This is a genomic window from Sphingomonas sp. 22R3R2A-7 (genome assembly GCF_036856055.1).
GTDB lineage: Bacteria > Pseudomonadota > Alphaproteobacteria > Sphingomonadales > Sphingomonadaceae > Sphingomonas.
Genome location: NZ_JASPFR010000001.1, coordinates 3,456,615 through 3,482,347, shown reverse-complemented (window position 1 = coordinate 3,482,347; position 25,733 = coordinate 3,456,615). Strand labels below are relative to the sequence as shown.

Here is a 25,733-nt window from a genome sequence, read left to right as displayed (position 1 = left end):
TCTCCTCCGCGTCTCCGCGCCTCCGCGTGAACCCAATCTTCTTCGCGCCATCGCGCCTTCGCGCGAACCAAATTCTACCGGGAACCCCCCATGTATAAGTACGACGAATACGACCAGGCGATTGTCGACCAGCGCGTCGACGAATTCCGCGACCAGGTCCGCCGCCGCCTCTCGGGCGAGCTGACCGAGGACCAGTTCAAGCCGCTGCGACTGATGAACGGGCTGTACCTCCAGCTGCACGCGTACATGCTGCGCGTCGCGGTGCCGTACGGCACGCTCGATGGCCGGCAGATGCGGATGCTCGGCCACATCGCGCGCAAATATGATCGCGGCTACGGGCATTTCACGACGCGGCAGAACATCCAGTTCAACTGGATCCAGCTCGACCAGACCCCGGACATCCTCCAGGAGCTGTCGACGGTCGAGATGCATGCCATCCAGACGTCGGGCAACTGCATCCGCAACATCAGTTCGGACCAGTTCGCCGGCGCCGCTGCGGACGAGGTCGCCGATCCGCGCCCCTGGGCCGAGCTGATCCGTCAGTGGAGCACGTTCCACCCCGAATTCACCTACCTCCCGCGCAAGTTCAAGATCTGCGTGATCGCGGCGGACGAGGATCGCGCGGCGATGCGGCTGCACGACATCGGCATCGGGCTGCACGTCCGCGACGGTGAACTCGGCGCGAAGATCTATGTCGGCGGCGGCATGGGCCGTACGCCGATGATCAGCCACGAGATCCGCGATTTCGTTCCTGCCGACGACCTGATGAGCTATCTCGAGGCGTGCCTGCGCGTCTACAATCGCTATGGCCGCCGCGACAACATCTACAAGGCGCGGATCAAGATCCTGCTGCACGAGATCGGCCCCGACGAATATCGTCGCCAGGTCGAGGAGGAATTCGCCGCGGTGAAGGGCCTCGGCCTCGATCCGCCCCGCGCCGAGCTTGAGCGGATCACGAGCCATTTCGGCGCGCCCGCATTCGAGCAAAACGCGACCGCCGAGATCGACCGCAGCGACCCCGACTTCGCGGTCTGGCTCGACCAGAATGTGAAGGCGCACAAGCAGCCGGGCTATGCGATCGTCAACATCAGCCTGAAGCCCGTCGGCGGCATCCCCGGCGACGCGTCGGCGGACCAGATCGACGTGATGGCCGATCTCGGCACGCGCTACAGCTTCGACGAGCTGCGCGTCACGCATGCGCAGAACATCGTCCTGCCGCACGTCCGCATCGCCGATCTGCACGCGGTGTGGTCGACGCTCAACGAGGCGGGTCTGGCCGAGGCCAATCTCGACCTGATCAGCGACATCATCGCCTGCCCCGGCCTCGATTATTGCAGCCTCGCCAATGCGCGCTCGATCCCGCTCGCACAGAAGATCGCGACGCGCTTCGGCAGTCTCGATCGCCAGCGTGACCTGGGCGAATTGAAGCTCAAGATCAGCGGCTGCATCAACGCCTGCGGGCACCATCATGCCGGGCACATCGGCATCCTCGGCGTCGACAAGAAGGGTACCGAGAATTACCAGCTCTCGCTCGGCGGATCGGGCGCGGAGGATGTGAGCCTCGCCAAGATCACCGGTCCCGGCTTCTCCGAGGACGGCGTGGTCGACGCGATCGAACGCGTCACCGACCGCTATCTGCAGGTGCGCGACCCCGGCGAGCGGTTCCTCGACACCTACCGCCGCGTCGGCTTCGAGACGTTCAAGGAGGCGATCTATGGTTGAGTATCCGGACCAGACGCTGCTCCGCTTCCGCGACGACGAGCCGCATGACGAGCCCGCGGTGACGCTCGATCTGTTCATCGGCCAGAGCAACGCCGCCGCCGTGCGGCTGGAAGCGGGCGACGATGCGCGCGCGCTGTTGCCGCAGATCGACCAGCTCGCGCTGATCGAGGTCAGCTTTCCCGGCTATCGCGACGGGCGCGGCTATTCGTCGGCGCGGATCCTGCGCGAGGCGGGCTATACCGGTGAACTGCGCGCGCAGGGCGACGTGCTCGTCGATCAGATCCCGCTGATGCGGCGCTGCGGATTCGACAGCTTCGCGCCGCAGGCGCCGATCGACATCGACGTGCTGCGCGCCAGCCTCGAACGCTATGATCTCGCCCTATCAGAAGGCAGCGGACGGCGCGGTACCGATCTGGAAGCTGCGCCATGGGTGAACCCGCGCGCCAGCTCGACATGATTGACGTCACGCCCGCCTTCACCCGCGCGGATGCGCAGGTGATGCAGGCGCGGTTCGAGGGCGTGTCCGCGCAGGACATGCTGCGCGAATTGCTGGCGGGCGAACTACGCGGGCGGATCGCGGCGGTGTCGTCGTTCGGCGCCGAGTCGGCCGTGCTGCTGCACATGGTCGCGCAGGTCGATGTCGACGTGCCGGTGGTCTTCACCAACACGCAGAAGATGTTCGGCGAGACGCTGGCGTATCGCGACGAGCTGGCGGAGCGACTCGGCTTCACGGACCTGCGCGTGTTCCGTCCCGATCCGCGGCTGCTCGCGATCAAGGACAAGGCGGGCCTGCGCTGGTCCTATGATCCCGACGGCTGCTGCGACCTGCGCAAGGTCGAGCCGCTGCGGCGTGCGCTGGCCCCGTTCGATTCGTGGATCTCGGGGCGCAAGGGCTTCCAGTCGGGCACGCGCACCGCGCTGCCCCGGTTCGAGGAGGATGAGGGCCGGCTGAAGATCAACCCGCTGGCGGATTGGGACAAGGCCAAGCTCGACGCCTATTTCGCCGAGCATGACCTGCCGCGGCATCCGCTCGAGGCGCAGGGCTATCTCTCGATCGGCTGCGCGCCGTGCACGACGAAGGTGGCGCCTGGCGAAGATCCCCGCGCGGGCCGGTGGCGCAGCTTCGACAAGGTCGAATGCGGCATCCACGCCCCCGGCGGCTACGACCCGATCATCTGATCCGTGTCCCTCTCCCCGCCGGGGAGAGGGAGGGAGGAGCCGTAGGCGACGGAAGGGTGAGGGGCGTTGGGATGCAACGTCCCGAGCCTCAAACCCCTCACCCTTCCCACGGCAAGGGCCGCGGGCCCCTTCCCTCTCTCCGGCGGGGAGAGGGACATAAGCGGCTCAATACTCCGCCAGATCCGAGAACTTCGTGATCGTCGGGTCGAACTTCATCCGCACCTTGCCGGTCGCGCCGTGGCGCTGCTTGGCGATGATCAGCTCGGCCAGGCCATAGACGCGCTCCATTTCCGCCGCCCATGACGCGTGATCCTCGAAGATCTTCGCGCTGTCGCCTTCGGTCGGGCGCTTGGGCTCCTTCGACGCGACGTAATAATCCTCGCGGTACACGAACCAGACCATGTCCGCGTCCTGCTCGATCGACCCCGATTCGCGAAGATCCGACAGCATCGGCGTCTTGTCCTCACGCGATTCGACCGCACGCGACAGCTGCGACAGAGCGAGCACAGGCACGTTCAGATCCTTCGCCAGCGTCTTGAGCCCACGCGAAATCTCCGAAATTTCCTGAACGCGGTTGCCATCCTTGCTCTTGCCCGACCCCGACAACAGCTGGAGATAGTCGACCACCACCAGCCCGATCTCGTTGTTGTGGCGACGCTGCAACCGCCGGACGCGCGTGTGGAGCGCACCGATCGAGAGACCGCCGGTATCGTCGATGAACAGCGGCAGGTTCTCGAGCTCGGCCGCCGCAGCCGCGAGCTGCGCGAACTCGGTGCGGCTGATCTTGCCCATGCGGAGCGATTCGGACGAGATCTGCGACTGCTCGGCGAGAATACGCGTTGCCAGCTGATCCGCGGACATTTCGAGGCTGAAGAACGCGACCTTCGCGCCGACCGAGTCCTTCGGCGCGATCCCGTCGGCCATGTCGCGCATCCAGCGCCGCGCGGCGTTGAACGCGATGTTGGTGGCGAGCGACGTCTTGCCCATGCCCGGACGCCCGGCGAGGATCATGAGATCGCTGTGATGCATGCCGCCGATCTTCGCGTTGATCGAATCGATACCCGTGGTCACGCCCGACAGGTTGCCGCCCGAGTTCAGCGCCCGCTCGGCCATCTTGACCGCCGCGGTCGTCGCCTGCGCGAACGACTTCACCGAATTCTCCGAGCCACCATCGGCCGCGACCTTGAACAGCTCCTCTTCGGCGAGCTCGATCTGCGCGCGCGGATTGACCTCTTCGGACGTGTCCATCGCGCGGTCGACGAGCGTGCGCCCGACCGAAACGAGCGCGCGCAGCATCGCAAGGTCATAGATCTGCTGCGCGAACTGGCGCGCACCGATCAGCCCCGCGCCGCTGCCCGTCAGCCCGGCAAGATACGCGGGTCCGCCAAGCTCGCGCATGCCCTCGTCCGCATCGAACATCGGCCGCAGTGTGACCGGCGTCACCAGCATGTCGTTGCCGCGCAGCGTCTTGATCGCCGCGAAGATCCGCCCGTGGACGGGTTCGAAGAAATGCCCCGGCTCGAGCTTGTCGACCAGATCGTCGGCGAGCCGGTTGTCGATCATCATCGCGCCGAGCATCGCCGCCTCGGCTTCGACGTTACGGGGTAGCTGCTGCGGCTCGGCCACAGCGGGGACGGGAAATGCGAGAGTTGCCATGCCGCGTAATACGCACTGCGCTCCGTCGCTCCAAGCCGGGTGCGTCAGAATGATGGGGATAAGTGGCGAAGCCGTGACGGCGCGACGTCATGCGGCTGCAGCGGAGAAGTGACAGGCGTAACGACCACCGCTATCGAACGTCGCATGGCCGACCCGCGGATCATCGACGTACAGCTCGACGAGCGCACCATCGCGTGGCGCACCGCGGACATTGAACAGGAGCGGCGGATCGCGATCTTCGACCTGATCGAGGGCAATCACTTCGCGCCGCAACGCCAGCATGCCGACGGCTATGCCGGCCCCTACCGAATCAAGCTCGAGACCGAGGAAGGTCGTCTCGGCATCCATATCCACCGTGAGGACGACACGCATCTTGAGACACTGGTGCTCGCGCTCGGCCGTTTCCGCCGACCGATCAAGGACTATTTCGCGATCTGCGACAGCTATTACCAGGCGATCCGCCAGGCGACGCCTGCCCAGATCGAAACCGTCGACATGGCCCGGCGTGGCATCCACAACGAGGCCGCCGAACTGCTCAAGGATCGCCTCTCGGGCAAGATCGAGGTGGATTTCGACACCGCGCGCCGGCTCTTCACGCTCATTTGCGTGCTGCATCTGCGCGGCTGAGCAACGCTGATGGCGAATACCATGTTGAAGATCGCGACGCTGTTGTTCGGCGCCGGCGGGCTCGGGATCGGCGGCTGGGCCTATGCGACCCAGTGGCATCCCGCGACAGCGCTCTACCCGTTGCAGGGCATCGATCTCGGTGAGAACCCCCGCCGGTCGAGTGGGGCACGGTGCGCGCGCGCGGGGCCGACTTCGCGTACATTGTCGCGACCTCGGGCAGCGACCGGCGCGATCCCGCGTTCGAAGCGAACTGGGCGGCGCTGCCCGAGGCAGGACTGCGGCGTGGCGCGGTTCACCTCTATTCGCTCTGCCAGCCCGCGGTCGATCAGGCGAACGCGTTCAACACCTTCGTTCCCGCCGCGAAGGATGCGCTTCCGGTCGCGATCGACATCCAGTTCCGCGACGATTGCACCGCGCGCCCCGACAAGGCCACGCTCGTGAGCGACCTGACGCGGTTCGTGACGATGGTCGAGACGCACACGGCCAAGCCCGTGCTGCTCCGCATCGGCAAGTCGGTCGAGTCGGCCTATGGATTGTCCGCTGCACTGCCGCGACCGATCTGGGCGATGGCCGATATCGTCACGCCCGATTATGCGGCGCAGCCGTGGCGGATGTGGCGTGCAAGCAGCTTTCGCCGCATCGAAGGCATCAAGGGACCGGTGAATTGGGACGTAGTGGCACGATGAGCGAGATATTCGATACCGAGCAAGCAACCCGCCTGATCGCTGCGGCACGCGATGCGGCGCGACATGCACATGCCCCCTATTCGCGGTTCGCGGTGGGGGCGGCCGTGCTGCTCGAAGACGGCAGCATCGTCACCGGCGCGAATGTCGAAAATGCGAGCTACGGACTGTCGCTCTGCGCGGAGACCGTCGCGATTGCGTCGGCAAGCGCGCAGGGCCGGCTGCGCGAGGTCGTGGCGATCGGCGTGATCGGCGGCGCGATGGACGCGGATGGCAGGGCGACCGGGATCGCCCCCGTCAGCCCGTGCGGCCGATGCCGCCAGGTGATCAACGAGGCCGCGCAGCTGGGCGGACGCGATCTGCCGGTTCATTGCGGCGCGGCCGAAGGCGATGCGATCCGCAGCTATAATCTGTCCGACCTGCTGCCCGACGCCTTTGGCCCCGCGGATCTCGGAATCCGCTGACCCCTGTCGGATCAGGTCCGCAGCGGTCGTCGGTCCCCGTCCGCATGCCGTACGATCGCCTCGCACAACCGGTGCGTCTCGACGATATCGGCGGCATCGGTCGCGAGCCCTGTCCGGACCGCGTCGAGAAAGTCCGCGCACATCGCCTCGAACCCGCGTTGGCGCGCGACCGGGGTCCAGTCGCCCCGACGGCGGTGGCGCTCGACGCCGTCGCGCTCGATCGAGTCGGACATATTCGACACCGACACCGTCCGGTCATCGCCGATGACGGTCAGCCGCTCCTCGTCGAGTCCCGAGTCGCGCTGCATCGTCCCCACCGCGTGAAATCCGTCCCCCGCCAGCGTCATCGTCACACCGTGCAGCCGTCGGTCGCGAACGATCGTCTCGATCGTCACGCGCGGCGTCGCCACCGGTGCCAGGAAGCGCAACGTGTCGACGACATGGATGAAGTCGTCGAACACGACGCGACGTGGCGTGTCAGGCTGTGCGTACCGGTGCTTTTCCATCAGCACGAACGACCGGGCCGTGTCGCGCAGCGCGGCATAGCCGGGTGCGTAGCGGCGATTGAAGCCAACACGCAGCAGACATCCCTGCATCACGGCGAGGTCGACCAGCCGCTCAGCGTCTTCCCACGAGTCGGCGAGCGGCTTGTCGACGAACACCGGGATGCCCCGCCGCAACAGCGTTTCGACCATCGCCGGATGCGCGGCCGTCGCGCTATGGACGAACGCCGCGTCGAAGCCCGTCGTGGCAAGCGCCTCGTCGAGGCTCGGATACAGCCCCGAGATCCGATACATCGTTCCGAGGCTGGCCAGCGTGGCGGGATCGCGCGTCGCGAGATGGACGTCGAGCCCCGGCGTCGACGCCAGCACGGGGAGATACGCCTTTCGCGCGATATCGCCCAAGCCACATAGCAGTATGCGCATCCCGTCCCCCGTCCCTCGGCGATGGCTCGCCGGCAGGCGCCCTTCTCTATCGTCGGTTTGCGCGCTGTCGAGCTTCCCCCCTTGCCGTGGCACGCCATCCGCGCGAAAGCCCCGCGCGAAGGGGAGCTATCATGTCCGTCATGTCCGACCGCTGGATCCGCGAGCGCGCGCTTGGCGACGCGATGATCGAGCCATTCCACGAAGCGCAGCGACGCGACAGCTGTATCAGCTACGGCCTGTCCTCCTATGGCTATGACGCCAGGGTCGCGGACGAGTTCAAGATCTTCACCAATGTCGACAGCGCGATCGTCGATCCAAAGAACTTCGACGCGAACAGCTTCGTCGACCGCAAGACCGACGTCTGCATCATCCCGCCAAACAGCTTCGCACTGGCGCGGACCGTCGAATACTTCCGGATCCCGCGGGACACGCTCGTGATCTGCCTCGGCAAGTCGACCTATGCGCGCTGCGGGATCATCGTCAACGTGACCCCGCTGGAACCCGAATGGGAGGGCCATGTGACGCTCGAATTCTCGAACACGACGCCGCTCCCCGCCAAGATCTATGCGAACGAAGGCGCCTGCCAGTTCCTGTTCCTGCAGGGTAACGAGCCATGCGAGGTGAGCTATGCCGACCGCGCAGGCAAATATATGGGACAGCGCGGCGTGACGCTGCCCCGGCTCTAGTCGCGGGCATCCGCTTACACATCAGGAACGGTGCGAGGCGCGACGGGTAACCCCGCGCGCCGAACACCCCCTCGCGTAACGCTTGCGGCTTTACCGCGTGGCGAGCTGTACCGACGGCGTGCCGAGCGCACGACGTGCCAGTTCATGCGACGACACGACTTCGCCCGATGGCATGTCCATCGCGACCGGACGCCGCTCGAGTACCTCGGCGTACAAGGCGCGGGCCGCGGTCGCGCGTCCCGTCTTGCGGTACACCGCGGCCAGATTGAGCATCAGTTCGGGACGATCGGGATAGATCTGTCGCTCTGCGACAATGCTGCGTTCGGCGGTCGCGAGGTCGCCCGCCACGATCGCCTGATACCCGTTTTGATCGGCGGCCAATGCCGGAGCCGCGACACCGGCGAGCGCGAGGATCACCAACCCGGAAATGCGCATGACTTCGTCTCCTATCGCCCTTCCTTGCCGGAAGGTTTCACTTTTGTGACACTGGTGTGTCACTTCCGTGACCGAGTCGCAAGACGTGATTCTTACTGCGCAGGACCGAGGCGGATGGGCGGTACGGCATCCCCGGCGGACAAACGAAAAGGGCGGCCCGTGAGGACCGCCCTGGACGTCGTTCTGTAGCTGTCGCGTGACTTAGAAGTCGTTGCGATACTGCTCGTTGCCGATGAAGCCGAGCTTGCTGATCGCCGACCGCTTCACGACGGCCAGCGTGCGATCCACGACTTCGTACCGTGCCTGCGGATCAGGCTGGAAGTGAAGTTCGGGCTCGGGGTTCATGCTTGCCGTCTGGTCGAGATACTGACGCAGCGTCACCTCGTCGACCGGCGACCCGTTCCACGCCACCGTGCCCGCGGCATCGATCGAGATCTTGTTCTTCTCGGGGTCGATCGGGTTCTGCGGCGGGTTCGGGCTGTTGACCGGAAGGTCGACCTTGACCGCGTGCGTCTGGATCGGGATCGTGATGATGAACATGATGAGGAGAACGAGCAGGACGTCGATCAACGGCGTCATGTTCATTTCCATCATCGGCGAGCCGTCTTCTTTGCCGCCGCTCATTGCCATATTATGCTACTCCTAAATACGTCCGAGCGACCGTCAGCGTTCGGTGGTGCCGCCGGGGGCGGCTCGGAGATGAAGCCGACGCGGGCAAAGCCGGCGCGCTGCATCGTATAGATCGTCCCGCCGATGCACTTGTACGGCGTGTTCACGTCGCCGCGGATATGCGCTTCGGGCAGTTCCAGACCAGCAGCGTTCACGCCACCCTGACGATCGATCTCCGCCTTCAGCTTGGCCACGGCGCGATCGAGCAGCTCGGTCGACGTGACCGGGGACAGACCCCAATACACCGCACAGCTGCCATCGGCATTGGTGGTCACCGACAGCGAGACGTTCTCGGGCTTGGTGGTCGTCGGGTCGAACTTAACCTCGGGAAGCTTCAGCTGCACTGCCTGGACCGCAACAGTGGTCGTCACCAGGAAGATGATCAGGAGCACGAGCATGACGTCGACCAGCGGCGTCGTATTGATGTCCGATATCGAACTCTCGGTGGAATCGCCACCAACACTCATCGCCATGTGCGAACTATCCTATCCATTTAATCGCCGCCGGAACCGCCGGCGGCAATGAAGCGGGGCCGCTGTCGCCAGCAGCCCCGCCTTTTCGCGTCTTAGTTGGCGCGCGGCACGCCACCGGTCTGGCCGGCGGTCGTGGTCGGCGTGACAGGCTTCACAGGAGCGGGCTTGGCACCCGATGCGAGGATCGGACGCACGGCGCCGTTCGAAGCAAGGAAGCCCAGCACGTCGTTCGAGAAGGCCGACAGGTCCTCTGCGATCGACTTGTTGCGGCGCTGCAGCCAGTTGTACGACAGAACGGCAGGAACCGCGACGACCAGACCGAGCGCGGTCATGATCAGTGCTTCACCGACCGGGCCTGCGACCTTGTCGATCGATGCCTGGCCCGATGCGCCGATCTTCACGAGCGCGCGGTAGATACCGATAACCGTACCGAACAGACCGATGAACGGCGAAACCGAACCGACCGTCGCGAGGAAGGCGAGACCGCCACCCAGCTTCGAGTTGATCGCGGCTTCCGAACGCGCCAGCGAACCGTGCAGCCAGTCATGCGCCTCGACCGGATCGGTCAGCTTCGAATGCTGCTCCTGAGCGGCCAGGCCGTCGTCGACGATCTGCTTGTAGGCCGAGTTCTTCTCGAGCTTGGCCGAACCCTCGCGCAGGCTGTTCGACGACCAGAAGGCCTGACGGACGCGCTTGCCCTGGCCAATGATCTTCTGCTGCTCGAACAGCTTCGAGAAGAGGATGTAGAACGACACCACCGACATCAGCACCAGGATGCCGAACACGGTCTGCGAAATCAGACCGCCTTCGCGAAGTGCCGCTTCAAGGCCGTACGGGTTGGCTTCGGCTGCTGCGGGCGCCGCCGCGGCAAGGATAGTGGTGAACATGGTCGGATGATCCTCTTAAGATTCGTTGGTCTGTTGCGCCGAGACGCGGATTAATTTTCCGGCAACGTCCACCGGATACGCTGCGTCGCACTCGATCGCATCGGATTGCCGTTCTGGTCGAGCGCCGGCGAGTAGCGACCACGTCGCGTCATCGCGGCACACGCTGCACGATCGAGAGCAGGCGAACCGCTCGACGTCGTGACGGTGCAATTCTCGACGCGACCCTGGGCGTTGATATCCCAGCGCATCGCGACCGCGCCCTGCTCACCCGCACGGATGGCGCTTGGCGGATAGTCGTCGACGCTGACCCACGAAGCCGGGTTGCCCTTCGCGCCGGCAGCCTTGCTGACGGCCGGAGGTGCAGGCGGTGCCGGTGGCGACGGCGGCGCGGGAGGCGCCGGCGGAGCGGTCGGCTGGCTCAGCGGGATGATGTTCGACGTCGTGATCGCAGGCGCAGGCGACGGCGTCACCACGACCGGCGGCGGCACCACGACAGTGGTGGGCGGCGGCGGCAGGTTCGGCTGGTCAGGCGGCGGCGGCGGGGGCTCGTCCGGCGGAGGAGGCGGCGGTGGCGGCTCCACGTCGAACGTGTTTAACTTTTCGGTGGCCTTTTTCACGTACTGGTACGCGAGGCCGGTGACGAAAGCATAGCCCAAGGCAGCGTGAATCAGCGCGACGATGATGATCGCGACGATTTTGCCTGAGGACATCTTCTGGTCAACATAGGCCATTCAGCAACGACACTCCCTTATTCTGTCTGCCTTCACGCGGTCGCGCATGGGGGCAGGCGCAACGCAAACGTGTGCCGTGAAGCAAAATTCCACGCGGCAGTGCCTAATGTCTATCGCCACGTCCTGCGACACGCAAACGCTTTGTCAGACGCAACAAACGTACAAGCGCTCGATGGCAGATTTATTTCTGTAACGTTCATCCGCCATCGCGTAGCCAAGGGCGATGACCCTGACCCGCCACATTCCGTCGATCCTTACTATTTCGGCTCTGTTTGCAACGACGTCCGTGCCCTGGCAGCAGGTCGGCGCGCAAACCCCGCCACAGGCGTCCGCCCCCGCCCTGACGGTGCCCGGTCCCGTGTCGGGACAGGATGCCAGCCCCGGCCCGGCATCACCCCCCGAGGCGAGACCCGGCCCGGCGACCGACGGCGTCACCACCATGACGCCGGAGGAGCTCGATCGGCAGTGGAATGCCGGAACGACAGGCGATTCGGCCGGCGCACCTGTCCCGATCCGGGGCGACGGCGCGCCCGTTTCGTCGCAAGGCGGCGACGCCGGCGCTGGCTATGCCGATCTCGCCGACCTGATTCTCGGCGCGCCGGTGATCGCCGACGGCGTGATTCGCTCGACGACGCGGATCAAGGGCGCGGAGGCTGCGGGCGTGGCACCGGGCCAGACCCGCTTCTATGTCGAGCTCGACGTCACCGCGCTGATCCGCGGCAGCAACGGCGTGGCGCCGCGGATCGGCTATCTGCTGGATGTCGCGCCGGATGCAAACGGGCGCCTTCCCAAGCTGAAGCGCGCGCGCGTCCTCGTGTTCGCGCGTCCGGTCGCGGGCACGCCGACGCAGGTCCAGCTGGCCGGCCGCACCGCACAGCGCGACTGGACCCCCGAGCTCGACACGCGCGTGCGCGCGATAACAAAGGCGATCCTCGCGAATGACGCGCCGCCCGTGATCACGGGGACGGGCAACGCGTTCCATGTCCCCGGGGCGCTGCCGGGCGAAGGCGAGACGCAGATATTCCTGACGACCGCCGACCAGCGCCCCGTCTCGCTGTCGATCCTGCGCCGTCCGGGCGAGCAGCCCCGCTGGGCGGTGGCTTTGAGCGAGATCGTCGACGAGGCGGCAGGTCCACCGGCGCGCGGCACCCTGCTCTGGTACCGGCTCGCCTGCGGCCTGCCCCCGGCACTGCCCGACCGCAGCACCGCGTCACTTGCGCCTTCGGATGCGCAGATCGCGCGTGACGACTACCGGTTCGTGATCGCCGCGCTTGGTTCGTGCGGCCGCGCGCCGAGCTAAGCTAGCGCAGTTCGAGGATCTGCCCGGTCGTCGACCGCGCATTGTCGAGAAACGCGGCCGCGCTCGCGACGACATCGGGCGCGGTCGTCGCACCGGGTGCGACCGCGTTGATGCGCACCCCCGGCGCATGTTCGACGGCGAGCGGCCCGACGGCCGCACGCGACAGCGCCGCCGCGAGCGGATCGGCACCGGGCGCGATCACGACCACGATCGACTCCGCGCCATCGGCGGCGGCGTCGCGCACCAGCGTCGCGATGTCCCCGCCGGGTGCAAGCGTCAGGATCACGCGGTCAGCGCCGATGGCGGACCAGCGTGATGCCGATCGCCTCGCCTGCCTCCGCGATCGCCAGCTTCACGATCTTGACGACGACCCGCTGGACACGCGCGTCCTGCAGGAACAGCGTCTCGCAGATATGATCGGCGACCGCCTCGATGAGCGTGAAATGCACCCCCTCGGGAAGCGCGGTCGTTGCCGCATGCTTGAGATCGAGATAGTTCTTCGACGCCGACAGCGGCGTATCGGGGTCGAACCGGCTCGGGCACGTCAGGTCGACGGTAAGCGAAATGCGCAGCGGTTGCGGCAGGTGCGTCTCCTCCGAATAGATTCCGGTGAGCACCTGCACTTCCATGTCGTGCACTTCGAGCTGAAGACTGTCTTGCATCGGCGCGCTCTAGCAGAGCCGTTACCGGAGGGAAGCCCGTGCGCCATCGTCGCGCGCGATCGGTTCCGCTTGCGTTCGACGGCGCCGTGCGTAAACCGCGCGGCCCCGGACGCTCTCCCGTACCGGCGCTGGAGACACCGGTGATCGAGATCATCCCCCTGCACGACGTATCGGCCGATGCCGTCGAAGCGCTGCTCGACGAGGCGTTCGGCGCCGATCGCCATCGCCGCACGGCCTATGTGATCCGCGGGTCCGCGACGGCAATCGCGTCGCTCAGCTTCGCGGCGATCGAGGAGGGCACGCTCGTCGGGTCGATCCAGTGCTGGCCGATCGCGCTCGTCACCGCGGCCGGACAACTGCCGCTGGTGATGGTCGGCCCGGTCGCGGTCGCGCCCGGCCACCAGGGCAGCGGCGTCGGACGGACGTTGATGCGCAGCGCGCTGGCGGCCGCGGAGTCGACCGGCCTTGGCGACGCGATGATGCTGATCGGCGATCCCGACTATTATGGCCGGTTCTTCGACTTCAGCGCCGAGCGCACCACCGCCTGGGACGCCCCGGGTCCGGTCGAACGCCACCGCCTCCTGGCGCGGGGACCGATGGTTCCCGACATGCCCGGCCTGCTGGCGCCGCGCGCGCGGATCGACGCCTGACGCGCTCGGGCGACGCGGATATTGAAGCGGGGCGAGACCGTTTTGGTACATATCAAGCGTCATCAATCACCCCGCTTCGACCGTACCAAGGCTTTACGACGGGCCCGCCGCTCCTTACCTCGCGCCAATGCCCATGGACCCGCTTCCCGACCTGTCCTCGTTGAGCCTCGCCGAGATCGCACGGCTTGCCGACGAGCAGAAACTGCCGCCCGTCGACAAATGGAACCCCAGCCACTGCGGCGATAGCGAGATGCGCATCGCCCGCGACGGGACTTGGTATCACCAGGGCACGCCAATCGGCCGCGAAGCGATGGTCCGGCTGTTCTCCACGATCCTGCGGCGCGAGGCCGACGGCAAGTACGTCCTGGTGACCCCCGTCGAGAAGCTGGACATCGTCGTCGAGGACGTCCCCTTCGTCGCCGTGGAAGTTAAGGCGGATGGCGCGGGTGCGTCGTCGCGGCTCACCTTCCGTCTCAATACCGGCGATCTCGTCACCGCGGGCGAGCGGCATCCACTTCGGTTCGTCGAGGATGCCGACGGGCCCCGGCCCTATCTTATGGTGCGCGGCGGGATGGAAGCGCTGGTGGCGCGGTCGGTCTATTACGAGCTCGCCGAGCGTGCGATTGCCAGCGACGACCAGCCCGTCGGGCTGTGGAGCGATGGCATGTTCTTCGCGCTGCAACCCGGTACCACGCAGGATCCGCCGGAAGACATCGCTGCGTGAGCTTGGCCGATCGACTGCACGCCGCACTGTCGCGCGACGTGGCGCCCGATGTCGTTCTGCTCAGCGGCGATCATCCGGACGTCGAGACATCCCCGGACGTACCTGCCTGGCCCGCGGCGGTGCTCGTGGCGATCACCGAGCGGCGTGAGCCCGGCGTCATCCTGACGCAGCGGACCGAGACGCTGCGCAAGCATGCCGGTCAGATCGCCTTTCCCGGCGGACGCGTCGATGCCGGCGAGGACGTCGTCACCGCGGCCTTGCGTGAAGCCGAGGAAGAAATCGCCCTCTCACGCGACCATGTGACGGTCATCGGGCAGGCGGACGGCTATCGCACCGTAACCGGGTTTCAGGTCACGCCGGTGATCGGGGTGGTCCCCCCGACCTTCTGCTCCAGCCAAGCGAGGCCGAGGTGGCAAGCGTGTTCGAAGTCCCGCTGGCGTTTCTGCTCGATCCGGACAACCACGTGGCGGCACAGGTCGAATGGCAGGGACGGATGCGGCATTATTACGAGATCCTGTGGCACGACCGTCGCATCTGGGGCGCAACCGCCGCGATGATCGTCAACCTTGCACGGCGGCTGCAATGGGCGTGACCCTGCCACAGGCGGCGTGGCGGACGCGCCCGGGGCTCGAGGCGCTCACCGCGGTGCTCGGCGGCGGCGCGGACTCGCGATTCGTCGGTGGCGCGGTCCGCGACACGCTGCTCGGCGTTGCCCCTGCCGCGCCCGACGCACTCGATGTCGACATCGCGACCCGCCATTCGCCGCAGGAGGTGCTCGACCGGCTTGCCGACGCGCGGATCAAGGCGGTCCCCACGGGGCTCGCGCATGGCACGATCACCGCGGTCACCGAGGGCGGTCCGGTCGAGATCACGACGCTCCGGCGCGATGTCGCGACGGACGGCCGCCATGCGACGATCGCCTATACCGATGACTGGCGCGAGGACGCCGCGCGCCGCGACTTCACGATGAATGCGCTCTACGCCGATCCGGCAAGCGGCGAGATCTTCGACTATTTCGGCGGTCTCGACGACCTGTTCGCGGGGCGCGTGCGCTTCATCGGCGATCCGCGGCAGCGTATCGCGGAGGATCATCTGCGCATCCTGCGGTTCTTCCGCTTTCACGCGCGGTTCGGAACCGAGGCCGACGCGGCCGGGCTCGAAGCCTGTACCGAGCGTGCGAACGACCTCATGGCGTTGTCGCGCGAACGTATCGCCGCCGAGCTGCTCAAACTGCTGGTCGCGCGGCGTGCGGTATCGGTCATGGGGCTCATGGTCGAACGCGGCATCTGGCGTGCGGTGTTGCCCGAAATCGATGCAGACGGCGTTGCCCGGCTCGCCGCGCTGGCCGAGCGGGAGCACGCAGCGGATATCCAGCCCGATCCGATCCGTCGCCTCGCCACGCTGATCCCGACCGCCGACGGCGATAGCGTGGCCGCGCGGCTCAAGCTGTCGAACACCAATCGCAAGCGCGTCGTCGCCGCGACGCAGGGTGCCGGCGACGAAGGGCCGCGTGCGCTCGCCTATCGCTGCGGCGTCGCGGGCGCGGTCGACCGGTTGCTGATTGCGGGCGACGATATCGCTCCGATCGCCGACTGGACGCCGCCCGCCTTCCCGATCAGCGGCGGTGCGCTTGTCGAACGCGGGTTGCGTAAAGGCCCCGACGTCGCGGCGATGCGCCGGCATATCGAAACGCAGTGGATCGTCGAGGGTTTTCCCGATGCGGCGCGGGTCGATGCGATCGCCGACTCGGCGGTCCGCGACGCGCTGTCCGAACCGCGCGCTAATTCAGGCTGATCGATGCAAAGGCCGCGTCCGCCTCGAGCGGCCGCGCAAAGACATAGCCCTGCCCATAGGTGCAGCCCAGCGCCCCCAGCGTCTGCGCGAGTTCGTTGGTCTCGATCCCCTCGGCGGTGGTCTTCATGTTGAGCGCCTGCGCCAGGCTCAGGATCGCGCGCACGATCGACACCTTGTCGCGGTCGGCGAGCATGCCGGTCACGAAGCTGCGATCGATCTTCAGAATGTCGATCGGCAGCTTCTGCAGATAGGCGAGGTTCGAATAGCCGGTGCCGAAATCATCCATCGCGAGCGTCGTGCCGAGATCCTTCAGCGCATGCATCGCGGTCGCGATGCCATCGGGATCGGTGACGATCGCGCTCTCGGTCAGCTCGAGCGTGAACCGGTCGCCGGTCAGCCCGGACCGGCGCAACGCGGCTTCGACCACCGGTGCGATCGCGTCGCGCTGCAGCTGGATCGCGGAGAGGTTGACCGCGACGCGGACACCGCATGATCCCCCGCGGCGGCGTCCCATGCCGACAGCGTCCGCGCGGCCGCATCGATCGCCCAGCGACCGAGCGGCACGATCAGCCCGCATTCCTCGGCAACCGGAATGAACTTGGACGGCGGCACTTCGCAGCCATCGTCGTCGGTCCAGCGCGCAAGCGCCTCGAACGCGACGATCCGCTGCGTCGCGAGGTCGCAGATCGGCTGAAACGCGAGCCGGAGCCGGTCGTTCTCGATCGCACGCCGCAGTGCGGTCTCGAGCCCGAACTGTTCGCGCGCGATCGTGAATTCCTGGCGCTTGTACGTCTCGGAGCGCCCCGTGAGCTTGCCGCGCTTGACCGCGAATTGCGCGTTGCGGATCAGCTCCGCGATGTCGCCGGGCTCGTCCCGGCCATAGGCGATGCCGATCGAGCATTCGACGCGAATCTCGTAGTCGGTCAGCCGGAACGGTGCGACCAGCGTGCGCTGGATCCGTTCGGCCAGCCGGTGAGCCTCGTCGGGGTTTTCGTCGATCGTCATCAGCACGGCGAACTGATCCCCGCCGATCCGCGCCAGTGTGTCGCACGCGCGCAGCGCCCCCTTGAGGCGACGCGCGACGGTGATCAGCATCTCGTCGCCCGCAAGCGATCCCAGGCATGCGTTCAACCGGCCGAACCGTTCGAGATCGATCGCCAGCACCGCATGCGAGTCGCGATGCTCGATCCCCTCGACCAGATTCTCGAACCCCTCGCGGTTCGGAAGCCCGGTCAGGCTGTCGGTCGTCATCTCGCGCTGCATGCTGCGCTCGGTCTGGATCCGCGATGTCTGGTCGATGAAGCTGATCGTGCACCGGTCATGGACGTGCGGCCCGCTCCGCGCGATCGTCACGCGGTAGAAGCGGCAGTCGATCGCCTCGCCCAGCGACCAGTCGAAGTCCGTCCGCGTCTGCGCCGACCGGATGAAGGCCGTGATCCTGGGCGTCAGATCGGCCAGCATCGGCGAGCGGCCAGGCACGACGCCAAGCCCCGCCAGACGATAGGCGCGGTTCATCGCATAGAAATCAAGTCGCCCCAGATCCAGCGTCACCTGGACCATCGGGATCGGGATGAGTTCAAGCCCTCGCGCGACCAGTTCGGCCGGTACGATCGGTGGCGCTTCGGCGTCGTGGAGGACCGATTCCATGCCCCCTCGTACCCAAGCTTCGTTAATACGGCATAAAATTTACAAAAGACCCGGAGTGACTGGAACTGCAACCGGTTGGCAATGTTTTGGCCGCGGGTGCCGGTCTATCGTCGCGTCGCTCTAGCCAAACCGGTTGTCGCGCGGGAACCCGGTCGGTGGCATCCGCCCCGCCGCGCCGCGCGCGGTACGCCACGGTCCGAGATCCGCCTCGGTCCGCGTCCGCTTGGTCTCGCCGCCCATCGCCCAGCTCAGCCCGTTGGCGAACACGAAGGTGATCGCATCCGCCAGCCCGCCGTCGCGGTAGCGTTGCAGCTGCACCCCCTGTCCGCGGCTCATCTCAACCAGCTCGTTGATCGGAAACACCAGCAATTTCCGGTTATCGCCGATCGCCGCGACATAATCGTCCGCGGGGTCGACCGGGCGGACCAGCTTGACCTTCTCGCCGATTCGCGGCGTCATCACCGTCTTGCCCTTGCGCGTCTCCGCGATCACGTCGGCTGCGGTCGCGATGAAGGCGCGGCCATCGGTCGCCGCGACCATCAGCTTGGCCTGCCGCGCCGCCGGCAACAACGTGACGATCCCGACGCTGCCGTCGAGATCGATCATCGCGCGCACCGGCTCGCCAAAGCCGCGCCCGCCCGGCAGCTTGTCCGCCGCCAGCGTGAAGAACCGCCCATTTTCCGCCGCCAGCAACAATTTGTCCGTCGTCTGCGCGTGGAAGGCGAAGGCGGGGCCGTCGCCCTCCTTGAACTTCAGCGCCTCGGGACTCGCCAGGTCGTTGTGCCCGCGCATCGCCCGGATCCAGCCGCGTTGCGACAGGATCACCGTGATCGGCTCGCGTTCGATCATCGCCTCGAGCGGAATGTCGCGCGTCGGCGCGGCCTCCTCGATCGTCGTCCGCCGCTTGCCGAGCAGCGTCTCGGCGCCATAGCGGTCGCGGATCTTGCGCAGGTCCGCCTTCATCCGCTTCTTCTGCAGCTTGGGATCGGCGAGCAACGCGGTCAGCGACGCCTGTTCCTTGTCGAGCTTGTCGCGCTCGGTCTTGATCTCGAACTCTTCGAGCCGCCGCAGCGATCGCAGCCGCATGTTCAGGATCGCCTCCGCCTGACGATCGGTCAGGTTGAACTCGGCGATCATCACCTTTTTCGGCTCGTCCTCGGTGCGGATGATCTCGATCACGCGGTCGAGATTGAGATAGGCGACCAGATAGCCGTCGAGCAGCTCGATCCGGTCGGCGATCTTCTCCAGCCGGTGCTGCGTCCGCCGCGTCAGCACGACGAACTGATGCTCGACCCACGCCGCCAGCGCCTCGCGCAAGCTCATCACGCGCGGCGTGCGATCCTTGTCGAGCACGTTGAGGTTGAGGCTCACCCGTGTCTCGAGATCGGTCAGCCGGAACAGCCCGTCCATCAGCACCTGCGGATCGACGGTGCGGCTGCGCGGTTCGAGCACGATGCGGATCTCGGCGTCCGATTCGTCGCGCACGTCCGCCAGGATCGGCAGGCGCTTGGCGTTGATCAGGTCTGCGATCTGTTCGATCAGCTTGCCCTTCTGAACGCCATAAGGGATTTCGGACACGATCAGCGTCCACATGCCCCCCTTTTCGCGCTCGATGCTCCAGCGCGCGCGCACCCGGAACCCGCCGCGCCCGGTGGCATAGGATTCGCGGATCACCGCGGGGGGATCGACGACCAGCCCGCCGGTCGGAAAGTCCGGCCCCGTCACATGCGCCAGGATCGCGTCATTGTCGGCATCGGGCTGATCGACCAGCAGGATCGCCGCCTCGATCAGCTCCGCGGCGTTGTGCGGCGGGATGCTCGTCGCCATCCCGACCGCGATCCCGCTCGCGCCGTTCGCGAGCAGATTGGGGAACATGCCGGGGAACAGCTCGGGCTCCTCGTCCTCGCCATTGTAGGTCGGGCGAAGATTGGCCGCATCCTCGTCGAGCCCGTCCATCAGGTCGACCGCGACCTGCGTCAGCCGTGCCTCGGTATAGCGGTAGGCGGCGGCGTTATCCCCGTCGATATTGCCGAAATTGCCCTGCCCGTCGACCAGCGGATAGCGCAGCGAGAAGGTCTGCGCGAGGCGGACCATCGCGTCATAGACAGACTGGTCGCCATGCGGGTGATATTTGCCGATCACGTCGCCGACGACGCGCGCGCATTTCTTGTAGCCCTGGCTCGGATCGAGCTTCAGCAGCCGCATCGCCCAGAGCAGCCGCCGGTGCACCGGCTTCATCCCGTCGCGCACATCGGGCAGCGATCGCGCGGTGATCGTCGAGAGCGCATAGACGAGATACCGCTCGCTCAGCGCGCTGTCGAAGGGGGCGTCGACGATGGAGTCGAAGGGATCTTTGAAATCGGTGACCATAGATTGATGTGGGATAGCAAGCGCCGCGCGAAGGTTCCACTGTTGTTCTCAACACCGCGAACAGGCTCAAACGCCCGCGCCGATCCTCCCCCTCCCCGTCATCCTGACGAAAGACAGGATTCAGAGCCAGGCCCCCAACCCATCTTGCACCAACCCGCAACGTTCGCCACCGTCCCGCTACGACCGCCCCGCACCCCCGTCCAGTCCTGGAAAGGCCCCGCAACCCCATGATCCGCCTTGCCTTTCTCGCGCTCGCTGCCATCTCCACACCCGTGACCGCAGAACCGCCCGCACCCAAACTCCTGACCTGGCCCGACCTCGTCAAACGCCCGAAGCCCAGCCCCGACGCGACCATCGCCTATGGCCCCGACCAGATGCAGAAGGTCGATGTCTGGCGACCAGCGGGCAAGGGCCCCTTCCCCGTCGTCGTGATGGTGCACGGCGGTTGCTGGACGACGAGCATCGCCGATCGCAGCCTGATGAACTGGGTCGCCGACGATCTACGCAAGGACGGCATCGCGGTCTGGAACATCGACTATCGTGGCGTCGACCGCGCCGGCGGGGGTTATCCGGGTACGTTCGAGGACGCGGCGAAGGCCACCGACGCGCTGAGCGCGAACGCGGCGACGTTCGACCTCGACACGCGCCGCATCGTTGCGATCGGCCATTCCGCGGGCGGCCATCTCGCGCTCTGGCTTGCCGCGCGCGCGAAACTCGCCCCGACCAGCCCGCTCTACACCCGCGCGCCGCTGCGCATCGACCATGTGATCAGCCTCGGCGGCCTTCCCGATCTCGAGGCGACGGCGGCGACGCCTGCCAATGGCTGCGGCACCGAGGTCGTTGCCAAGCTCGTCGGAACGCCCAGCCCGGCGCGCGCGGACGTCTATGCCGACACCTCGGTACCGCGCCTCCTCCCGCTCGGCATCGCGCAGGACCTCGTCAACGGCCGCGAGGACCGGATCATCCCATTTCCCTTCGCCACCGACTATGTCGCCAAGGCAAGAAACGTCGGCGACACCGCGGTCCTCCACACGATCCCGGCGACCGGCCATGTCGAGCTCGTCGCGCCCGAGACGCCCGCCTGGGCGGAGGCGAAACGGCTGATCGCGGCCGCCCTGAAATGACCCTAGACCCGCCCGCACCCACAAAGGCCCGACCATGATCCTCGACGAAGCCCGCGCGCTCGACGCCGCCGATCCTCTGGCAGCGTATCGCGAGCAGTTCGCGCTGCCCGACGGCGTGATCTATCTCGACGGCAATTCGCTCGGCGCGCTTCCCAGGGCGACGCCCGCCGCGCTCGCCGACGTCGCGACTCGCCAATGGGGCGACCGCCTCATCCGCAGCTGGAACGAAGGCTGGATCGACGCGCCACAGCGGATTGGCGGCAAGATCGCCCCGCTGATCGGCGCCGCCGCCGACGAGGTCATCATCGGCGACACGACCTCGACGCATCTGTTCAAGGCACTGGTCGCCGCGCTCCGCGCCAACCCCGACCGCCACACCGTCCTGAGCGAGTCGGGCAACTTCCCGACCGACCTCCACATCGCCGAGGGCGCGGTCGCCTGCGTCCCCGGCGCCCGACTGAAGGTCGTCGCGCGCGCGGAAGTCGCCGACGCGCTCGACGACGACACCGCGGTGCTGCTGCTGACGCACGTCCATTACAAGACCGGCGAACGCTTCGACATGGCCGCCTGGACCGCACGCGCGCAGGCCGCGGGCGCGCTGATGCTCTGGGATCTCAGCCACAGCGTCGGCGCGGTGCCGATCGACCTGAGCAGCGCGGGCGCCGATCTGGCGGTCGGCTGCACGTACAAATATCTCAACGGCGGCCCCGGCGCGCCCGCCTTCCTCTACGTTGCCAAGCGCTGGCAGGAAGTCCTGGCCAGCCCGCTGTCCGGCTGGATGGGCCATGCAGCCCCGTTCGCGTTCGAGGATGCCTATCGCCCCGCGCCGGGGATGAAACGCTGGCTGGCGGGCACCCCCGCGATGCTGTCGACCGCGGCGCTCGAAGCCGCACTCGATCTCTGGGCGGACATCGACCAGAACGTGGTCGCCACCAAGAGCGCGCAGCTCTTCGACATCCTCGCCGCCGCCGGCGACGCGCTCGGCCTCGAATGCGTGAGCCCGCGCGATCCCGCCCAGCGCGGCAGCCATATCAGCTTCCGCCACCCCGACGCCTATGCCCTCACGCAGGCGATGATCGCCCGCGGCGTCATCGGCGACTTCCGCGACCCCGACATCCTCCGCCTCGGCCTGACGCCCTTGTACCTGAGCCACGAGGAGGTCTGGCGCGCAGGCGAGATCCTGCAGAAGGTCATTGAAACCGGCGAATGGCGCGCTCCCCAATATAGTCAAAGACTTGCGGTTACCTGATCATTTGCGCGCAACGTTGATCCTTATGATTTCCGGACCCCGCTCTATCTTTTGTCCCAACCCTCGCTAGCTCTGCACTTGCAGCCTGCTGACCAATACAGTCGCTGCATGGCGGCAGCGGTGCAGCGGGGGCGCAGGCATGACGAATCAGCGATCGGGGCAGGCCGAGTTATACGGCGTACAGATGTTGCGCGCGGTCGCCGCGCTTGCGGTGGTCGTTCATCATACGCTCGAGCAATCGAACGGGGCGGTCCACCGATTCAGTCCGGATTGGCTGACGACATCGGGTGCGTCCGGGGTCGACATATTCTTCGTCCTCAGCGGCTTCATCATGCTCCACGTCAGCTTCCGCGGTACCGACGCGCCGCCGACGCCGGGCGCCTTCCTTCTCCGTCGTGCGACGCGGATCTACCCGTTTTACTGGCTGTGCTGCCTTGGCGTCCTGACGATCTCGGCGATGGGATTCCTCGCCACGCATCATTTTCCCGCGAGCAGGGTCGTCGCCGCCCTCCTGTTGCTCCCCGGCGACACGATTCTCGGCGTTTCGTGGACGCTCGTCTACGAGGTCTATTTCTACCTGTTGTTCGCAGCGACCCTCAAGGCGCGCTCCGCGACCGTGTCGGTGTTTGCCACGACGGCGGCGATCCTGGCGTTGCAGGTCGCCGGCGCGCTTCTGCCTGCGAGCGACACGGCGTCGTTCCTCACGAGTCCGTTGCCGCTCGAATTCTGCTTCGGACTGTTCCTGGCCTACGCCTATGCGGCCTGGAGTCGCCGGAACCGCAGCTGGCCCGTGCCTCCGGTCGCAGCGCTGGCGCTGATGGGGCTGATGGCTGCCGCGCCGCTGTTCATCGCGCATGATGGCACGGCCGGCCTGCCGGCACTGCCGCGGGTGTTCGCCTGGGGCATTCCCGCCACTCTCGTCGTCGCCAGCGCGCTGTCGATCGGCGCGCCACGCGGCGCGATCGCGCGGTTCCTCGTCCTGCTCGGCGACGCGTCCTATGCGCTCTACCTCACGCACGTGTTCGTGATGATGGGCTATGGCCGCGTGATGAAGATCGAGGCGTTCCGTCACCTCCCGCAGCAGGGCTTTGTCGTGCTGATCGTCCTGCTTTGCCTGGCCGTCGGGCTGGTCGCGCACCTCGTTCTCGAAAAACCGCTGCTGGCGGTGGTCCGCCACGTGACGCGCCACCAGCCTCGTCGCGCAGCACCGATCGACCAGCCCGCGTGATCGGCGCCGCGCGTAACGCATACCGGATAGCGTACCGATCCGATTGCACCCCCGCGCCCTTCGCCTATAGGCGCGGCCTATCCCGGCTCCGGCTCCGCGATCCGTTTCGTGGGGGCCGGGGCCGCTCACTTTTCAGGGGACCGCGCATGGCTCGCCGCCGCCAGATCTACGAAGGCAAGGCCAAGATCCTCTACGAGGGTCCCGAGCCCGGCACGCTGATCCAGTATTTCAAGGACGACGCCACCGCGTTCAACGCCCAGAAAAAGGGCACGATCAACGGCAAGGGCGTGCTCAACAACCGGATTTCCGAGCACATCTTCACGCTGCTCGATCATATCGGCGTGCCCACGCACTTCATCCGCCGGCTCAACATGCGCGAGCAGCTGATCCGCCAGGTCGAGATCGTCCCGATCGAGGTCGTCGTGCGCAACGTCGCCGCGGGTTCTATCTCGAAGCGTCTCGGGATCGAGGAGGGCACCAAGCTGCCCCGCACGATCATCGAATATTACTACAAGGACGATGCGCTCGGCGATCCGATGATCTCCGACGAGCATATCGCCGCGTTCGGCTGGGCGAGCCAGGAGGAGATGCACGACATCGCCGACCTCGCGATCCGCGTGAACGATTTCCTGTGTGGGCTGTTCGCCGGCGTCGGCATCCGCCTCGTCGACTTCAAGCTCGAATTCGGCCGCATCTTCGACAACGATTATGGCCGGATCATCCTCGCGGACGAGATCAGCCCCGATGGCTGCCGTCTGTGGGACATGGAAACCAACGAGAAGATGGACAAGGATCGCTTCCGCCGTGATCTGGGCGGCGAAGTCGAAGCCTATCAAGAGGTTGCACGCCGTCTTGGCCTGTTGCCCGAAGGTGGCGACAATTCGGTCCTCGACCTCGAAAAGCATCGCAAGAACCGGGGCAAGTAAATGAAACTGAAGGTTTTCGTGACACTCAAGCCCGGCGTGCTCGATCCGCAGGGCCGGGCGATCCATCATGCACTCGGCAGCCTCGGCTTCGACGGCGTGCAGGACGTCCGTCAGGGCAAGCTGATCGAACTCGAGGTCGCCGACGATACCGACGACACGACGATCGACGGCATGTGCCGCAAGCTCCTCGCCAACACGGTGATCGAGAACTACCGGGTCGAGCGCGCATGAAGACCGCGGTCATCGTGTTCCCAGGCTCCAACTGCGACCGCGACATCGCCGTCGCGCTGGAGGAAGTGACCGGCGTCAAGCCGCTGATGGTCTGGCACGGTGACGCGGACCTCCCCGCGGATGTCGGGCTGGTCGCAGTGCCCGGTGGCTTCTCCTACGGCGACTATCTGCGCTCGGGCGCGATCGCCGCACGCTCGCCGATCATGCGCGCGGTCGTCGAGCAGGCGGGCAAGGGCTTGCCCGTGCTCGGCATCTGCAACGGCTTCCAGGTGCTGACCGAAGCGGGGCTGCTTCCCGGTGCGCTGATGCGCAACGAGGGGCTGAACTTCGTCTGCCGCGACGTGGCGCTGACCGTCGAGACCGCGCAGTCGCGCTTCACGTCGGGCTACAAGGCGGGCGAGCGCGTGTCCTTCCCGGTCGCGCATCACGACGGCAATTACTTCGCCGACACCGAGACGCTCGACCGCCTCGAAGGCGAAGGCCGCGTCGCGTTCCGCTATGCCGAAAGCGTCAACGGCTCCGCGCGCAACATCGCGGGCCTGCTCAACGACAAAGGCAACGTGCTCGGCATGATGCCGCACCCCGAACGCCGCATCGAAGCCGCGCACGGCGGCACCGATGGTCGTCGCCTGTTCGAGGGCCTGATGGAAGCCGTCAGCGCCTAACCCGTCAGCGCATAGACCGTCATCC

Annotated in this window: 28 protein-coding genes and 2 pseudogenes; 18 read left to right on the top strand and 12 right to left on the bottom strand. The window is 66.6% G+C overall.

The window, feature by feature from the left end; all coding sequences use genetic code 11:
* Window positions 1-90 precede the first annotated feature (90 nt).
* From QP165_RS16675 to QP165_RS16665, 3 genes and pseudogenes are all read left to right on the top strand, one after another.
* The gene (locus tag QP165_RS16675) at window positions 91-1,722 is read left to right on the top strand and encodes a nitrite/sulfite reductase (RefSeq protein ID WP_333996439.1); all 1,632 of its coding nucleotides are present in this window, start codon (window positions 91-93) and stop codon (window positions 1,720-1,722) included.
* A pseudogene (locus QP165_RS16670) lies at window positions 1,715-2,156 on the top strand (DUF934 domain-containing protein). The gene QP165_RS16675 and the pseudogene QP165_RS16670 overlap by 8 nt, the downstream one beginning before the upstream one ends.
* Window positions 2,149-2,901 carry a phosphoadenylyl-sulfate reductase gene (locus QP165_RS16665; protein WP_333996438.1) on the top strand — a complete coding sequence of 251 codons (753 nt, stop codon included), beginning with the start codon at window positions 2,149-2,151 and terminating at the stop codon, window positions 2,899-2,901. Before QP165_RS16670 ends, QP165_RS16665 begins: the two are co-directional and overlap by 8 nt.
* A 165-nt stretch (window positions 2,902-3,066) precedes the next feature.
* Here the strand turns inward: QP165_RS16665 and QP165_RS16660 are convergent, their stop codons facing one another.
* Window positions 3,067-4,557 (bottom strand): replicative DNA helicase, encoded by a 1,491-nt coding sequence (locus QP165_RS16660; protein WP_056021608.1) that lies wholly within the window; start codon window positions 4,555-4,557, stop codon window positions 3,067-3,069.
* A gap of 144 nt (window positions 4,558-4,701) precedes the next feature.
* Here QP165_RS16660 and QP165_RS16655 point away from each other — a divergent pair, with 144 nt between their 5' ends.
* From QP165_RS16655 to QP165_RS16645, 3 genes are all read left to right on the top strand, one after another.
* Complete coding sequence (locus QP165_RS16655; protein ID WP_333996437.1) at window positions 4,702-5,184, top strand: UPF0262 family protein; 483 nt, start codon at window positions 4,702-4,704, stop codon at window positions 5,182-5,184.
* A gap of 170 nt (window positions 5,185-5,354) precedes the next feature.
* Entirely contained in the window at window positions 5,355-5,870 is a 516-nt protein-coding gene (locus QP165_RS16650; RefSeq protein ID WP_333996436.1) for a glycoside hydrolase family 25 protein, read from the top strand.
* Complete coding sequence (locus QP165_RS16645; RefSeq protein ID WP_333996435.1) at window positions 5,867-6,331, top strand: cytidine deaminase; 465 nt, start codon at window positions 5,867-5,869, stop codon at window positions 6,329-6,331. The genes QP165_RS16650 and QP165_RS16645 overlap by 4 nt, the downstream gene beginning before the upstream one ends.
* 11 nt (window positions 6,332-6,342) lie before the next feature.
* Here the strand turns inward: QP165_RS16645 and QP165_RS16640 are convergent, their stop codons facing one another.
* A complete protein-coding gene (locus QP165_RS16640; RefSeq protein WP_333996434.1) occupies window positions 6,343-7,257 on the bottom strand; it encodes a Gfo/Idh/MocA family protein in 915 nt (304 codons plus the stop codon).
* A 131-nt stretch (window positions 7,258-7,388) separates the two neighbouring features.
* On the opposite strand from QP165_RS16640, the gene dcd reads away from it, so the two are divergent.
* On the top strand, window positions 7,389-7,943 hold the full coding sequence (gene dcd, locus QP165_RS16635; protein WP_056021596.1) for a dCTP deaminase: 555 nt from the start codon (window positions 7,389-7,391) through the stop codon (window positions 7,941-7,943).
* A 90-nt stretch (window positions 7,944-8,033) separates the two neighbouring features.
* On the opposite strand, the gene QP165_RS16630 is transcribed toward dcd, so the two are convergent.
* From QP165_RS16630 to QP165_RS16610, 5 genes are all read right to left on the bottom strand, one after another.
* Entirely contained in the window at window positions 8,034-8,378 is a 345-nt protein-coding gene (locus QP165_RS16630) for a tetratricopeptide repeat protein (protein WP_056021593.1), read from the bottom strand.
* Between the two features lie 201 nt (window positions 8,379-8,579).
* A complete protein-coding gene (locus tag QP165_RS16625) occupies window positions 8,580-9,008 on the bottom strand; it encodes an ExbD/TolR family protein (protein ID WP_056021590.1) in 429 nt (142 codons plus the stop codon).
* Entirely contained in the window at window positions 8,999-9,520 is a 522-nt protein-coding gene (locus tag QP165_RS16620; RefSeq protein WP_333996433.1) for an ExbD/TolR family protein, read from the bottom strand. The genes QP165_RS16625 and QP165_RS16620 overlap by 10 nt, the downstream gene beginning before the upstream one ends.
* Before the next feature lie 92 nt (window positions 9,521-9,612).
* The gene (locus tag QP165_RS16615) at window positions 9,613-10,407 is read right to left on the bottom strand and encodes a MotA/TolQ/ExbB proton channel family protein (RefSeq protein WP_056021583.1); all 795 of its coding nucleotides are present in this window, start codon (window positions 10,405-10,407) and stop codon (window positions 9,613-9,615) included.
* Between the two features lie 50 nt (window positions 10,408-10,457).
* Window positions 10,458-11,138: an energy transducer TonB gene (locus QP165_RS16610; RefSeq protein ID WP_056021581.1), complete on the bottom strand. Its 681-nt coding sequence runs from the start codon at window positions 11,136-11,138 to the stop codon at window positions 10,458-10,460.
* A gap of 223 nt (window positions 11,139-11,361) precedes the next feature.
* Between QP165_RS16610 and QP165_RS16605 the strand changes: the two genes are divergently transcribed.
* Window positions 11,362-12,438, top strand: coding sequence for a hypothetical protein (locus QP165_RS16605; protein WP_333996432.1), 1,077 nt, complete (start codon window positions 11,362-11,364; stop codon window positions 12,436-12,438).
* A gap of 1 nt (window position 12,439) precedes the next feature.
* On the opposite strand, the gene QP165_RS16600 is transcribed toward QP165_RS16605, so the two are convergent.
* Both QP165_RS16600 and QP165_RS16595 read right to left on the bottom strand, forming a co-directional pair.
* A complete protein-coding gene (locus tag QP165_RS16600) occupies window positions 12,440-12,724 on the bottom strand; it encodes a Rossmann fold domain-containing protein (RefSeq protein WP_333996431.1) in 285 nt (94 codons plus the stop codon).
* Between the two features lie 4 nt (window positions 12,725-12,728).
* A complete protein-coding gene (locus tag QP165_RS16595; RefSeq protein ID WP_056021574.1) occupies window positions 12,729-13,100 on the bottom strand; it encodes a dihydroneopterin aldolase in 372 nt (123 codons plus the stop codon).
* A 140-nt stretch (window positions 13,101-13,240) separates the two neighbouring features.
* Here QP165_RS16595 and QP165_RS16590 point away from each other — a divergent pair, with 140 nt between their 5' ends.
* From QP165_RS16590 to QP165_RS16575, 4 genes and pseudogenes are all read left to right on the top strand, one after another.
* On the top strand, window positions 13,241-13,750 hold the full coding sequence (locus QP165_RS16590) for a GNAT family N-acetyltransferase (RefSeq protein WP_333996430.1): 510 nt from the start codon (window positions 13,241-13,243) through the stop codon (window positions 13,748-13,750).
* A gap of 127 nt (window positions 13,751-13,877) precedes the next feature.
* On the top strand, window positions 13,878-14,474 hold the full coding sequence (locus tag QP165_RS16585) for a DUF1285 domain-containing protein (protein ID WP_333996429.1): 597 nt from the start codon (window positions 13,878-13,880) through the stop codon (window positions 14,472-14,474).
* Window positions 14,471-15,066: pseudogene (locus QP165_RS16580) on the top strand (CoA pyrophosphatase). The gene QP165_RS16585 and the pseudogene QP165_RS16580 overlap by 4 nt, the downstream one beginning before the upstream one ends.
* Window positions 15,057-16,268: a CCA tRNA nucleotidyltransferase gene (locus tag QP165_RS16575; protein ID WP_333996428.1), complete on the top strand. Its 1,212-nt coding sequence runs from the start codon at window positions 15,057-15,059 to the stop codon at window positions 16,266-16,268. The pseudogene QP165_RS16580 and the gene QP165_RS16575 overlap by 10 nt, the downstream one beginning before the upstream one ends.
* On the opposite strand, the gene QP165_RS16570 is transcribed toward QP165_RS16575, so the two are convergent.
* From QP165_RS16570 to parC, 3 genes are all read right to left on the bottom strand, one after another.
* A complete protein-coding gene (locus QP165_RS16570; RefSeq protein ID WP_333997058.1) occupies window positions 16,255-16,704 on the bottom strand; it encodes an EAL domain-containing protein in 450 nt (149 codons plus the stop codon). The genes QP165_RS16575 and QP165_RS16570 overlap by 14 nt on opposite strands.
* On the bottom strand, window positions 16,662-17,915 hold the full coding sequence (locus tag QP165_RS16565; RefSeq protein ID WP_333996427.1) for a diguanylate cyclase domain-containing protein: 1,254 nt from the start codon (window positions 17,913-17,915) through the stop codon (window positions 16,662-16,664). Before QP165_RS16565 ends, QP165_RS16570 begins: the two co-directional genes overlap by 43 nt.
* Before the next feature lie 120 nt (window positions 17,916-18,035).
* Entirely contained in the window at window positions 18,036-20,285 is a 2,250-nt protein-coding gene (gene parC / locus QP165_RS16560) for a DNA topoisomerase IV subunit A (RefSeq protein WP_333996426.1), read from the bottom strand.
* A 227-nt stretch (window positions 20,286-20,512) separates the two neighbouring features.
* Here parC and QP165_RS16555 point away from each other — a divergent pair, with 227 nt between their 5' ends.
* From QP165_RS16555 to purQ, 6 genes are all read left to right on the top strand, one after another.
* The gene (locus QP165_RS16555) at window positions 20,513-21,409 is read left to right on the top strand and encodes an alpha/beta hydrolase (RefSeq protein ID WP_333996425.1); all 897 of its coding nucleotides are present in this window, start codon (window positions 20,513-20,515) and stop codon (window positions 21,407-21,409) included.
* 34 nt (window positions 21,410-21,443) lie between these two features.
* A complete protein-coding gene (gene kynU, locus QP165_RS16550) occupies window positions 21,444-22,658 on the top strand; it encodes a kynureninase (RefSeq protein WP_333996424.1) in 1,215 nt (404 codons plus the stop codon).
* 139 nt (window positions 22,659-22,797) lie between these two features.
* A complete protein-coding gene (locus QP165_RS16545; RefSeq protein ID WP_333996423.1) occupies window positions 22,798-23,886 on the top strand; it encodes an acyltransferase family protein in 1,089 nt (362 codons plus the stop codon).
* A 146-nt stretch (window positions 23,887-24,032) separates the two neighbouring features.
* Window positions 24,033-24,812, top strand: a complete 780-nt coding sequence (purC, locus tag QP165_RS16540; RefSeq protein ID WP_031396310.1) for a phosphoribosylaminoimidazolesuccinocarboxamide synthase — start codon at window positions 24,033-24,035, stop codon at window positions 24,810-24,812.
* Complete coding sequence (gene purS / locus QP165_RS16535; protein ID WP_333996422.1) at window positions 24,813-25,043, top strand: phosphoribosylformylglycinamidine synthase subunit PurS; 231 nt, start codon at window positions 24,813-24,815, stop codon at window positions 25,041-25,043.
* Window positions 25,040-25,708 (top strand): phosphoribosylformylglycinamidine synthase subunit PurQ, encoded by a 669-nt coding sequence (gene purQ, locus QP165_RS16530; RefSeq protein WP_333996421.1) that lies wholly within the window; start codon window positions 25,040-25,042, stop codon window positions 25,706-25,708. The genes purS and purQ overlap by 4 nt, the downstream gene beginning before the upstream one ends.
* Window positions 25,709-25,733 lie beyond the last annotated feature (25 nt).